The following is a 13598-nucleotide window of genomic DNA, read 5'->3' on the forward strand; positions in this document are numbered from 1 at the left end:
AATCAGTTAGGATAATGGCTTACAGGTTGAAGCTGATATTGAAACCAACCGTTCTGGTAGTCGGGATCTGGCCGTTTTCGATGCCTTGCAGGTTACCATCGTTGTAGTAACTCGTTTCCGGATCGATATGCGGCAGGTTGCTTTTCAGCAGCGCGAGGTTACGTCCGACGACCGAAATCGCGATGTCGCGGAATGGCAGTTTCTTGAACACCTGGCCCGAAAGCATGTAGGTGAGTTTCACTTCACGGAGTTTCACGTAGCTCGCATCGAAAATGGTGTTTTCGTTGTTGGTGAGCAGGTAGTATTTATGGTGGTACTCTTCGGAACTGATGCGTTTTTCATTCGGCACATATTCAGGCGCTGCGGCAGTACCTTTGTTCACCACACCTTGGCCGATGATACCATCTTCACGTCCCAAAGTGGTTTCAGCCAACACGCCTGTGTAACGGCCGATGTTGATCGACTGGGAGAAAATATCGCCGCCATGCTTCACGTCGATCAGTGTACTCAGTGACAGGTTTTTGTAGCGGAAGGTGTTCGAGAAGCCGCCAATCCAGTCGGGTGTGAAATTGCCCAGCACTCGGCTCGACGATTCGAGCATCGGGTAGCCTTGTGCGTCGTAAACAATTTGCCCGTCCGGTGCGCGCAGGAAGCCCTTTCCAAAGAAAGTACCATAAGGCTGGCCTACACGTGCCTCCACTGAAAGCCCGCGGAAGCTGTTGGTGGACGTAGTTTGCGTCAATGCATTATAGCTGGTATTCAATTGATAGGTAGTGAGGTTGTTGGCCAGTGAAACCACTTTATTCTTGTTCCGCGCCCAGTTTAAACCCACTTGCCATTCAAATGCATCGGTTTTGATCGGCGAAGCCGTTAGCTGGATTTCAATACCCTGGTTCTCGATCTTGCCGGCATTCAGCAGCTTTGACAAATAACCGGTGGCATTGGAAATGTTCACGTCCAGGATCTGGTTGGAAGAGACCTTTTTGTAATAGGTAATATCCAGGCCAATGCGGTTTTGCCACAAGCGGATGTCCGTTCCGATTTCGTAGGAAGAAGTAAGCTCGGGTTTAAGATTTGCATTCAGCAATGCATTGTTTTCCGAGAGGCTCGGCGTGCTGCCCCATGGGTTCTCGTATTTATAGGTACTTGCCAATCGGTATGGGTCGGTATCGTTACCCACGCGCGCCCAACCGGCGCGGAGCTTGGCAAACGAGAGTACCGCAGATTTTACATCGAAAATATCCGTAATAATCGCGCTCACGGCCGCAGAAGGGTAGAAGTAGGAGCGGTTGTCGCTCGGCAGCGAACTCGACCAGTCGTTGCGGGCGGTCAGGTCCACGAACAGGTAATTGCGGAAACCGAGGTTGGCCGATGCATAAAGGCTGTTCACGCTTTTCCGGATAAAGCTGTTTTCGGTAACCGGGCGCTGGCGCGAGTTGCCCATGTTGTACACACGCGGGATCGCAAGCTCGGTCGCGCCCATGTAGTTGCGCTGCGCGTAGTTGGTGCGGTGGTTGCCTCCAATGTTAGCGGTAATGTCGAACTCCCCAAACTTGTGGGTTGCATTCAAAAGGAAGTCCGAATTGGATTCGCGCACGAAGATCTGCTCTTCATTATAAGCGTCGTATAGCGCCGAAGCTCCTATTTTCGCCTGGCGTGCCGCGCTTTTAGTTTTGCGACGGTCTTCGTAGAAATCGGTCCCGGTGCGGGCGGTGAGGCTCAGCCAGTCGGCAAACTTGTAAGTGGCCGACATATTGCCGTACAACCTGTCGCGTTCGTTGGCACGCGTGCTCTCGTTGAGCAGGTAGTAAGGGTTTGTCCAGTAATTGTCGTTCCAGTTGTATTGGTAAATGCTGCCCGGTTTGTGATAGTCTTTCAGCTTATCCATATCCACCTGGCGCCCAAACCAGATGAAGTACAACCCGAAATTGTTCCGGTTGTCGCTGCCGTCATTCACATAGTTGCCGGTCGCACGGATGCTCAGTTTTTTGGTAAGGTTCCAGCCGGCATTCAACGATACGGTGCGGCGCTTGTAATTGGTGTTTGGTAAAATACCTGTCTGATCCAGGTCGGTGAACGAAAGGCGGAAATCTCCTTTGTCGTTGGCGCCGGTAATGGCCACGTTGTTGGTCAGCGTACGGCCCGTTTCGAAAAACTTATCCACATTGTCAGGATGCGCGATCCACGGCGTGGGCGTACGTGTGCCGTCGGCAGCGATCGGCGAATCGAACTGCGGTAGCAACCGGCCGTCGAGTTTTGGCCCCCAGCTTTCATCCACACCATCATTGACCCCGGCGCCGGTGCCGTCCACATACGAAAACAATCCTTTTGCGCCCTGGCCGTATTCATTCTGCCATTTCGGAAGCCTGAACGGCGATTCGAATGCGGTATTGGAATTGAAAGAAACCCCGATCCCTTTCGTGCCTTTACCGCTTTTAGTCGTGATCAACACAACACCATTTGCGCCGCGTGAGCCGTAGAGCGCCGCTGCGCTCGGTCCTTTCAGCACGTTGATCGACTCCACATCATCGGGGTTGATCGAGGCAGCCGCGTTGCCGTAATCGATACCCGTTCCCGAGCCGAAGTTGCTGTTGTCCACAGGCACGCCGTCCACAACGAACAGCGGCTGGTTATTGCTGCCGATGGAGCTGGCCCCGCGGATGACCATCCGGGATGAGGAACCCGGTGCGCCATTGGAATTGGTGACCTGCACCCCCGCCAGGCGTCCTGAAAGCGAGTTGACGAGATTGGTCTCGCGCGCTTGCGTGAGCGTTTTGCCGCTTACTTCCTGCACAGCGTAGCCCAACGCCTTCTTCTCCCGGGCGATACCGAGTGCCGTTACGACGATTTCGTTGAACTGTGTCGCGTCGTTTTCGAGCGTAATGTCGAACACGGTTTTCGAGCCGACGGGGATTTCCAATGTTTTGTAGCCGATAAACGAAATAACGAGGGTCGCATTGGCCGGCGCGCTGAGGGTGAAGTCGCCGTTGGTGTCCGTGGTGCTGCCGCGGCTCGTGCCTTTGATGAGGATGCTTGCACCGGGAAGGTACCCGTCGGCCGATTGCACTTTGCCTTTGATGCTCAGGTCTTGTGCAAAACCTGCTCCGGCGAGGAACAGCAAGATCCATAAGAAGCCTAATGTAAAGACTTTCTTCATAATTGATTAAGTAATGGAGTGAAACAGTTAGGTAATATAGTTTAAACAGAATATTCTTCTATTTTTAATTAATTTCATAAAATATCTGTTTGAGAAAAAATGTTTTAATGAAATATTCGTCGATTAAAGTGATTTTATTTAAAATTTAATATTTTAAAAAGAGATGTTTATATCAAATTACATTAGACGGCAACTGGTTGAGGGTGAGGCATGCCGATAGCGAGCGTATCGGGCTGTTGAGCGAATTCGCCGGAACTGCCTGCATTTAGGGGTATTATTGAAAGTAAGCGGCGTTTGAATTGCTATATTTGCATTCTGTTCAAAATGAGCGGCCCTGTGCCGTTCACATTCGTATATTTCGAATATAGCTTTAAATGAAGGTTCTTAAATTTGGCGGCACCTCTGTCGGATCGGTCGACAGTATCAAAACGGTAATCAGTATCCTCGAAGAAAATCTGTCAAAAGGCGAGCGCATCACGGTCGTTTTTTCTGCCATGGGCGGGGTCACGAACAGGCTCATCGAAATCGGGAAAATGGCCGCCGCCGGCAATACGGAATATGTCGAATTTTTGAAAGGCGTGGAGGAAAGGCATTTCGCGGTCGTGCGCGGGCTGATCCCCGTGAAGAACCAGAGCAGCACTTTTGCGGCTGTGCGCGGCCTTTTCAACGAGTTGGAAGATATTCTCCGGGGTGTTTCGTGGATCCGCGAACTGTCCGAACGTACGCTCGACCTTATTATGAGCTTCGGCGAACGCCTTTCGACGCTGGTCATTACCGAAATCCTCAAAAGCAAGGGCGTTGCCGCGGAATTTTGCGATGCACGCCAGATTATCCGTACCAATGCCACCTATGGCATGGGTGATGTCAATTTTGAAGTTACCAATCATCTGATATTAGAGCATTTCGCGAAAAGTCCGGCGCTGCAATGCGTTACCGGCTTCATCGCATCCACAGCCGAGGGCGTAACGACGACGCTTGGCCGCGGGGGCTCCGATTATACGGCATCGATTCTGGGTGCTGCACTGGAAGCCGATTCGATCGAAATCTGGACGGACGTCGATGGTATGATGACTGCCGATCCGCGGAAGGTCGCGAATGCATTCACGATTCCTTCCATTTCCTACGCGGAAGCGATGGAACTGTCGCATTTCGGCGCGAAGGTGATTTATCCGCCGAGCTTGCAACCTGCATTTGCCAAAAATATAACCTTGAAAGTGCTCAACACTTTCAACACCGATTTTGAAGGGACCTACGTCCAGAAATCGGCTAACGGTAAGGAGTATGTGATTACCGGGATTTCGTCGATTGACGAGATCGCGCTGGTGAATATCCAGGGTAGCGGGATGATCGGCGTGGCCGGTATTTCCGGACGCCTGTTCACGGCTCTTTCCAACAATGCGATCAGCGTGATCCTCATTTCGCAGGCATCGTCGGAGCATTCGATCTGCTTCTCGATCGATCCGAAAAATGCGCAGAAGGCGATAGATGTGCTCGAAAAAGAGTTTGCGACGGAAATTGGGCTAGGCCATATCGATGGGATTTCCGTAGAGAAAAACCTGTCGATCGTCGCGATTGTGGGTGAGGGGATGAAGAAGAATACCGGTATTTCGGGCAAGCTGTTCTCGGCGTTGGGGAAAAACGGTATCAACGTGGTGGCCACCGCGCAAGGTTCTTCCGAGCTCAATATTTCGGTGGTAATCTCAAAAAGCGACCTTTCCAAAGCGCTGAACGCGATTCACGGTGTGTTTTTCCAATCGGAAACGCGTTCGCTGAACCTGTTTATCGTCGGGGTAGGGTTGATCGGCGGCACGCTGATCGAGCAGATCCGTAACCAGACCCAGTATTTGCGTGAGGAAAAGTTACTGAACCTGAATATCGCAGGTTTGTCCAATACCAAGAAAATGCTCCTCGACCCGGACGGTATCAAACCTGAGAACTGGCGCGACCGCGTGATGGACGAGGGTGTGAAAACCAGCCTGCCTGCATTCGTGCAGCGCATGATCGAGCTCAACCTGCCGAACAGCGTTTTTGTGGATTGTACTTCGGATAAGGACATTGTACAATACTACCACATGCTGCTGGATGCGAGTATCAGCGTGGTAACGCCGAACAAGGTGGCCAACTCGGGCAGCTATTCCGAATACATTGCATTGCAACGTACCGCATTGCAGCGCGGCGTGAAGTTCCTGTACGAGACCAACGTAGGGGCGGGTTTGCCGATTATCAACACCATCCAGGGGCTGATGGCGAGCGGCGACAAGTTTTTGAAAATCGAAGCGATCCTTTCGGGAACGCTCTCTTACATATTTAACAATTTCGGCGGCGATAACCGTTTTGTGGACGTGGTGAAAGAAGCCAAAGCCAAAGGCTTCACCGAACCCGACCCGCGCGACGACCTAAGTGGTGCCGATGTAGGCCGGAAAATCCTGATCCTTTCACGGGAGGTAGGCGTGGCATTGGAACCGGAAGAGGTGAAAATCTCGCAAATCCTGCCCGGCAACTGCCTGAATGCGCCCACCGTGGATGCATTTTTCGGAGAACTGGAAATTTCCAATACTTATTTCGCGGATATGCAATCGGCGGCGGAAGCCAAGGGCGAGAAATTGCGCTACATCGCGACGCTCGAAAACGGTAAAGCCACCATTGAGCTTAAAACCGTCGACGCTTCACATCCGTTTTATACGCTTTCAGGCAGCGACAACATCGTGTCCTTCACCACGGAACGTTATAAAGACCGCCCGCTCGTGATCAAAGGCCCGGGCGCCGGCGCCGAGGTGACTGCATCGGGCGTGTTCGCGGATATCATGAGTATCAGTAGCTATTTGGGATAGAAGGAGTTAAATTGCCGGTGTTATTCTGAACCATTTCGAGCGATGAGCAACAGGAAAGTACCGGAATCGATAGCAGCGTTGGCGAAGGAGTTCGCGGATGGCATTCGCGGGCTTTATGGCAATCGGCTGGATAAGGTAATCCTTTTCGGCTCCTACGCACGCGGGGAGCAGCACGAGGAGTCGGATGTTGACTTTTTGGTGGTGTTGAATGAGGAGAAAATAAATGCTTTTGCAGAAATAAGCCGAATGTCCGGCATTAGTGCCGAGCTTGGGCTGAAATATAATTTTTGGATATCAACGGTTCCTATTTCGATAAACAGGCTGCTTCAAGATGAAGTGGCTTTGGCTGTTAATGTTCGTAAAGAAGGAATCGTTGTATGACAGAACTAACCGCAGGCCGGATTATGAAAAAGGCTGCGGATTGTTTGGAGGACAGTAAATGGACGTTCGACCGCAAGCTTTTCGATGTTTGTGCTTACCGAGCGTATTTTTCGATCTATCATTCAATCCAAGGTCTATTATTTGTTTCAGGAGTGCAGGCAAAGGACCACTCCCAAGCACATAGCAAGTTTAGTGAGATGTTTATCAAAACCGGATTGATGGATATTTCATTACACAAAAGATTGAAAAGAACCTTTGAAATGAGGCAAGCTAGTGACTACCAATACTATAAAGTTTCGGGACAAGAGGCGCTGAAATCAATCGAGAATGCTGCTGCTTTTTTTGAGTCGGCCATTCAATATTTAAAAGAAAACAACCACTTAAAGTGAATTCAGTAAAAGCTTTTGCGCCGGCGACAGTCGCTAATGTGTCGTGTGGATTTGATATTTTCGGGTTTGCCATTCAGGAGCCGGGGGACACCGTTGAGTTGTACAAGCGGGACGAGCCGGGCATTGTCATTACCGAAATTACGGGTGATGAAGGACGGTTGCCACGCCAGGCTGAGAAGAATTCGGTGACGGTGGTGATGCTGGCTTTACTGAAACACCTGGGGATTAAAGACCTGGGTTGCGAAGTGGTGCTGCGCAAAAATATGCCGCTCGGCAGCGGAATGGGATCGAGCGCGGCGAGCGCGGTGGCGGGTGTGGTGGCGATGAATGAATTGCTGGGTAACCCATTGAGCCGTAAAGAATTGTTGCCGTTCGCGATGGAAGGCGAGCGCATTGCCTCAGGTTCTGCACATGCGGATAATGTGGGGCCGTCGCTTTTGGGCGGTTTTGTGGTGATCCGCAGCTATAACCCACTGGATATTTTCACGATCCCGGTGCCCGAAGATCTGTATTGCACGCTCGTACATCCTGACATCGAGATCAATACCAAAGATGCCCGTTTCATTTTGCGTAACGAGGTTTCCCTGAAAAATACAATCGCTCAAATGGGCAATGTGGCCGGTCTGGTAGCTGGACTAATGAAGGCCGACTATGACCTCATCAGTCGCTCGATGGTGGATGTAATCATCGAGCCCGTTCGTTCGATACTCATTCCTGAGTTTAAAGACGTAAAGCAGGCAGCTATTTCCAATGGGGCGCTGGGGTGCAGCATTTCAGGGGCGGGGCCGTCGATGTTTGCGCTCAGCCGCGGCATTGAAAATGCGCAGAATGCCGGAAAAGCCATGCAGGAGCGTTTTGCGAGTGCCGGTATTGAATCGGCCGTGCACGTTTCAGGCATTAATCAGGGAGGGGCGGTGGTATTACAATGAGTGAATGAGTGAATGAGTGACTGAATGACTGAGAAATGCCGTTAGGCATGAAATATTGGTAGCAAAAATGGGGCTTTACAATTTCTCTAAATGCCCTTGGGCATGTAACAACAACGCACTATCGGAGCGCACCCGGTATCTGTTGTTGCATCCCTTACGGGATTTTGATAACACGTAATTGCGTTCTGACTACCAATATTACATCGCTACGCGATTTTTGCTGGAATCACCATTGCTGTGGGCAATGATCGGGAATGAATTGCGATTTTGGCTGAAATGTGAACTTTCAGGTTCTGTAAAAACGTTAATTTGGTTAGGGATTAAAACATTAGAAAAATGGTTACGGTAAGCGATACAGCCAAAAACAAAATTGTAGAACTCCGCAAGGCTGACGGTTTTGACGACGATTATCAGATTCGCGTGGGCGTGCTGGGCGGTGGTTGTTCGGGATTGACATACAACCTCGAATTCAACTCCGAGTCGAAACCGAACGATATGGTTTTTGAAGACAAGGGAGTGAAGATTATCGTAGACAAAAAGAGCCTGCTGTACCTGGCCGGAACGACCCTCGATTTTACCGACGGGTTGAACGGAAAGGGCTTCCAGTTCATCAATCCTAACGCCACCCGTACCTGCGGATGTGGCGAGAGCTTCGCGGTATAGTTAAATTATTAAAATATTTTATTTTGAAAAAACGCGCTCCGAAACCCGGAGCGCGTTTTTTTTATCGTTTTGAATGGATTTAATTTGAACCGTCTTTTTACACACCGCATTACGGAACGTTTAAATCCATTTGAATGAAACCAACTCTTTTGATTTTGGCTGCCGGCATCGGCAGCAGGTACGGAGGTATCAAGCAGCTCGACCAGTTCGGTCCCAACGGAGAAACCATCATCGATTATTCTTTATACGACGCCATTCGCGCAGGTTTTGGAAAAGTAGTTTTTATCGTACGCCAGGAGATCAAAGACAGCGCCGAAGCGATTTTTGCCCCGAAACTTAAAGACAAAATCGATTTCGACTTCGCGATTCAGGGCGTTCAATCCTACGTTCCGGAAGACCTGGGTACCGTGGAACGCACCAAACCCTGGGGGACCGGCCACGCAACTCTGTGCGCCTGGGAGCAAACCGACACACCATTTGCCGTCATCAATGCCGACGATTTCTACGGTCGCGATGCATTCGAGACCATGGCCAGCTTCCTGCAAACCGACACCAACGACAAGCAGCACGCCATGATCGGCTACGAGCTGAAACGGACGCTGTCCGAAAACGGCACCGTCTCGCGCGGCGTGTGCGTCGAGCGCGAGGACCATAACCTCGAATCCGTCGTGGAACGCACCAAAATCTTTGAAGACAATGGCGTAATCTATTTCGAAGAAGGGGAAACCCGCACCGAGTTGGCGCCTGAAACTCCCGTTTCCATGAATTTCTGGGGCTTCAAACCCTCGATGTTCCCGATCACCAAAGACCTCTTCGAAAAATACGCCCGCGAAAATATCAACACCCCCAAAGCCGAATTCTACATCCCGACCGTGATGACGCATATTATCAAAAGCGGTCTGGGCGACTGCCGGGTGTTCCGCATTGCCTCTGACTGGTTTGGCGTTACTTATCCTGAAGACAAGCCATCCGTACAGGCATCGCTGAATGCATTGCATGAGGCAGGGGCTTATCCTTCGAAGTTGTGGGAGTAACCCATTTTGAAAGGTATCATTAGATAGAAGCCAGGCTAACAAAAAGGCGTTCACGAACCACTCGCGAACGCCTTTTACATTACATTTAAACCTAATTTATGAGCTCTTGTGCATTTACCTGCGTATCAGTATTTGACGGCTGGTATGGGAACCGTCCGTTTTTGTGATGATGAGGAAATAAGCGCCTTCCGGGAATTTGCTCACATCCACGAATGGCTGAAAACCATTCGATTGATAGGCGACTGACCCAGCGGCTGTGAGAATTTTTACATTCTGCACCTGCTCTTTGTCTTTGAAATCGATATTCAACCGGTCGGAAACGGGGTTAGGATAAATGGTAGCAAGTTCCAATGCGTTCCCGTCTTTCAAATCACTCACCTTTTCCTCCGGAACGGGTGCGGTGCTGTTGCCCATCAAATAGGTAGGTAAGTACCGCCACGGGCCATAAGATTGCCCGGTTAATGCCAGAACGGGATCATATTTAACCCGTACCCGCACCTTGGTTCCCGGCCCTTGCTTATCGATGACATTTTTCAGTTCGAAGCCTGTTGCGCCGAGATCAGCATAGGCATTTTGCGAGCCGGTTGACTGGGTGCTATTGGTAATACGGTTGTTACTGCCTTTGGAAAAACCTTGCGCCATCGACCTGGTTTCCCAGATTAGCTTGCCTTTGTTACGTCCGGTGAACGATTTGGCGAAAAGGCCTGCTCCGAAGTTGTTTTGAGCGAATTGGGTGTGGTTGATGGGGGTGGTGAGGTCGGCGGAGTTGTAGAGGCGGAGGTTGTTGCGGACACTCATACTACCACTCGCATCGTATAAAACGAAAGCAACTCCTTCATTTGATTGGCCATTGTCATATCCAAGAGCCCCGACTACAATATCTCCATAACCGTCCCCATTAATATCACCTGCGCTAGCTACTCCATTTCCTAAATAGGCGCTATCCTGGTTCACTTCTATTTTGATGTCATAAACATTTGAAATCCCGCTTGGAGAGCCTAGATACAGATTGAATGCACCCTCCCTATTTTGACCATTGGAATAACGAGGGCTTCCAGTTAATAAATCACTATACCCGTCACCGTTCACATCGCCTGCCGACGATACTTGGGTGTAAAAGCCATTGCCGACACCGCTACCTTCTAATATCGTGGGATTATCGATAATGCCAGAAGTAGATCCATAGTAGATATGTGCTGCATGCTTTTGCCCGTTTCCGTCATAGTAAAGGCCGGCCACAATGTCACCAAATCCGTCCCCGTTAATATCGCCTGCATTGGACACAACCATGCCCAACCATGAGATAGAAATATTGCTCTGCAGAGTGACTGGGCTTGTTGGATTGATTCCGCTTGGCGAGCCGTAAAAAACCAAGACTGCTCCTTCCCATTCTTCGATGTCACTATAATAGGGATCGCCCACAATAACGTCGTCATATCCGTCCGCGTTGAAATCATCTCCTCCCGAGACCGAGGAACCAAAATAAAATCCAATTTGCGGTCCGTCAATCGTCAAAGGCATATTCTTGATTCCATTTGAAGTTCCATGGAATACGTGTGCACGCCCTTCATTTTCGTTGGACAAAGGATCCCAGTCATATTCGGGTTCCCCAATGATAATATCGTCATATCCGTCGGAGTCGACATCTCCGGCAGTTGAGACATCGGAACCAAATTTAGCCTTGGGTTGGGAGCCATTAATGATTAACTTAGGAACCTTTGCAACACCTTGCGGGGAGCCATGAAATATCATTACGGCGCCTTCGTCGGCGGCTGGTTGCGTAACATCATAGAGTGGTATCCCCACGACTATATCATCATATCCATCACCATCGACATCCCCAGCGGTGGACGCAGAGCTTAATTGGGCCCCGCTTTGATTGCTCTCAATAATTGTTGTAGCGGCCATCGAAATTCCATTGAGGGAACCGTGGTATATAAATGCAGCCCCCTCGTTAGCCTGACCGTTATCAAATTTGTTTGCCACAACAATTACATCGTCGAACCCATCTCCATTTACATCTCCGGCTCCTGCTACCGAGTAGCCAAATTGAACTTTTGGTAGATCAATCTCTAAAACATAAGCAGCGTATTGTTTAATCCCCCCTGGTTCTCCATACCACACAAACACACTGCCCTCATCCGTCTGTCCATGATCAAAAGCGTAACTTCCCACCAGCACATCACTAAATCCATCCCCGTTCACGTCACCTGCCGGTGCAACCGCACTGCCCAGCCAGGCATCGCCCTGATTACTTTCCAGAACGGATAGGGGAACCGGGTTCAGGCCTGCCGACGAGCCCTGGTAAATGAATGCGGCCCCTTCGTTAAGCTGTCCTTTGTCGTAATACCGCGCTCCGGCGATCAGGTCGGCATAGCCATCGCCATTCACATCACCCGCGCAGGCGACCGAGATGCCAAACTGTGCCTCAATTTGGTCGCTTTCCAATGTTAGTGAAGGTATAGTGTTGATGCCATTTGCCGAACCGTAGTGGATCATGACGGCGCCTTCATTGTTGCTGCCTTTGTCATACATATACGCTCCCAGCGCAATGTCAGAAAACCCGTCCCCGTTTACGTCGCCTGCGGATGACAATGCATGCCCTAGCCGGGCGTCGACCTGGTTACCTTCTATGATCGTCGGGTTGGCCGTGATTACGCCGTTCGCAGAACCCTTGAAAACAAATGCGGCGCCTTCCAGGGCTTGTCCATTGCTATAAAACCGTGCACCTGCCATTACATCGCTGAACCCGTCGCCATCGACATCGCCAGCTCCGGCTACGGCAAAGCCCATCATGGCATCGGGTTTGTTGCATTCCAATAATGTGAATGTGCCGAGGCCATTAGCAGAGCCGTAGTAGAGCCAGGCTGCGCCTTCATTGTTTTCACCATGATCGTATTGATGCGCACCAATTAAAATGTCACTGAAACCATCATTGTTGACGTCACCTGCAAGGGCGGTCGAAATGCCCAGATTCGCGTCGGCTTGAAAGGTGTACAGGGGCTGAACAGAACCAATGCTGAGCCCTTGCGAACCTCCATAGTAGACGAAAACGGCCCCCTGATTATTCAGGGTGTAGTCGTAGTAAGGTGCACCGACTAATACATCGCCGTAGCCGTCTTTGTTGATATCTCCCGCATTACTTACGGAATAGCCCATTTGAGCACCGGCCTGGTTGAATTCCAGTGCCGTTGCGGCCAGGCTGATCCCCCCGGCAGTGCCTGGGTATAAGAAAGCCGCGCCTTCGTCGGCTTGCCCGTTGTCGTATTTGGGTGCCCCAACCAGCACATCGCTATATCCATCGCCATTCACATCGCCGGCCGTGGAAACCGAGAAGCCCAGCCATGCAGAGGTTTGGTTGATTTCCAGTGTTTTGTCGGCATTAGCGGGGGTGCCATTGGCGATGATGGGGTCTATTGTGACGGGGTATGCGGCGTTGTCGACGTTGACATTCAGTTCAATTTGTCCTTTTGAAATACTAATGGCGGCCGTGAGTGGTTCTCCATTCGCATCCCAGCAATGCAGGTCGCTGTAAGTCAGGCGGTCGGTTTTCCCGCCGTTGTCATTGGAATAAAACACCAACCGATCGTCACCATGCTGTCGTACATGCAAGCCGCGGACTGACAGGCGTACGGATAGCTGGCGCGTATGTGTGGGTGCTTGGGAAATGAGGAAGTTTTGCCGGATACCTTCCTCATTGTTAATGAATTCTTCGGTAAAACCCTTGTGTGTGATTCTTAATGTGTCACTGCCGTTGTCCAAGGCGGCGTCGGGCCGGGCGGCCGCAATCAGCGTCCCGTCGGCGTAGATACCTTCATTAACCAATTGCATCTGAAAGTTCTGGCCCGCCGAATCGACGCGGTTCCGGATTGTCAGGTTGCCGGGCCGATAATAGGCTCTGAGGTTTTGGCGGCGATTGGGGCTCTGCAAGGCATGATGAGCGGAATCATAGGTAATGCTGTACTCGCGCCTGGCAATGCCCTCCTGAATGCTGCTTAGTGTGCTGCCTGTTGGCATACCCGGCGATGAATTTGGGGGCGTTTCCGATTGGAAGGACGCGGCGTGCTTCGCGATAATGCGGAGCTGCGAAGTCAGGTTCAGAAGGGCTGCAAGGGCGGCGGTCACGATTACTGCCCCGACGATAGTGTAGTGTTTTTTCATAGACGTATCCGGATTGGTGTAGGAAGAGGCTTTAAAATTTTAAATGTATCCGA

8 protein-coding genes are annotated in these 13598 nt (G+C 50.7%); 6 read left to right on the plus strand and 2 right to left on the minus strand.

Going from position 1 to position 13598, the window contains the following annotated elements; all coding sequences use genetic code 11:
- Positions 1-19 precede the first annotated feature (19 nt).
- On the minus strand, positions 20-3157 hold the full coding sequence (locus J7619_RS28650) for a SusC/RagA family TonB-linked outer membrane protein (RefSeq protein ID WP_291207385.1): 3138 nt from the start codon (positions 3155-3157) through the stop codon (positions 20-22).
- Positions 3158-3531: 374 nt separating this feature from the next.
- On the opposite strand from J7619_RS28650, the gene thrA reads away from it, so the two are divergent.
- The 6 genes from thrA (at position 3532) to J7619_RS28680 (ending at position 9384) form a co-directional block, all read left to right on the plus strand.
- The gene (gene thrA / locus J7619_RS28655) at positions 3532-5988 is read left to right on the plus strand and encodes a bifunctional aspartate kinase/homoserine dehydrogenase I (protein WP_291207388.1); all 2457 of its coding nucleotides are present in this window, start codon (positions 3532-3534) and stop codon (positions 5986-5988) included.
- 42 nt (positions 5989-6030) lie between these two features.
- A complete protein-coding gene (locus J7619_RS28660) occupies positions 6031-6369 on the plus strand; it encodes a nucleotidyltransferase domain-containing protein (protein ID WP_291207391.1) in 339 nt (112 codons plus the stop codon).
- On the plus strand, positions 6366-6758 hold the full coding sequence (locus J7619_RS28665; RefSeq protein ID WP_291207393.1) for a HEPN domain-containing protein: 393 nt from the start codon (positions 6366-6368) through the stop codon (positions 6756-6758). Before J7619_RS28660 ends, J7619_RS28665 begins: the two co-directional genes overlap by 4 nt.
- Positions 6755-7687, plus strand: coding sequence for a homoserine kinase (locus J7619_RS28670; protein WP_291207396.1), 933 nt, complete (start codon positions 6755-6757; stop codon positions 7685-7687). The genes J7619_RS28665 and J7619_RS28670 overlap by 4 nt, the downstream gene beginning before the upstream one ends.
- Before the next feature lie 336 nt (positions 7688-8023).
- Complete coding sequence (locus J7619_RS28675) at positions 8024-8350, plus strand: iron-sulfur cluster assembly accessory protein (RefSeq protein ID WP_223399981.1); 327 nt, start codon at positions 8024-8026, stop codon at positions 8348-8350.
- Positions 8351-8484: 134 nt separating this feature from the next.
- Positions 8485-9384 carry a sugar phosphate nucleotidyltransferase gene (locus tag J7619_RS28680; protein ID WP_291207402.1) on the plus strand — a complete coding sequence of 300 codons (900 nt, stop codon included), beginning with the start codon at positions 8485-8487 and terminating at the stop codon, positions 9382-9384.
- Positions 9385-9498: 114 nt separating this feature from the next.
- Here the strand turns inward: J7619_RS28680 and J7619_RS28685 are convergent, their stop codons facing one another.
- On the minus strand, positions 9499-13545 hold the full coding sequence (locus tag J7619_RS28685; protein ID WP_291207405.1) for an FG-GAP-like repeat-containing protein: 4047 nt from the start codon (positions 13543-13545) through the stop codon (positions 9499-9501).
- Positions 13546-13598 lie beyond the last annotated feature (53 nt).

This window comes from Dyadobacter sp. (assembly GCF_017744695.1).
Lineage (GTDB): Bacteria > Bacteroidota > Bacteroidia > Cytophagales > Spirosomataceae > Dyadobacter.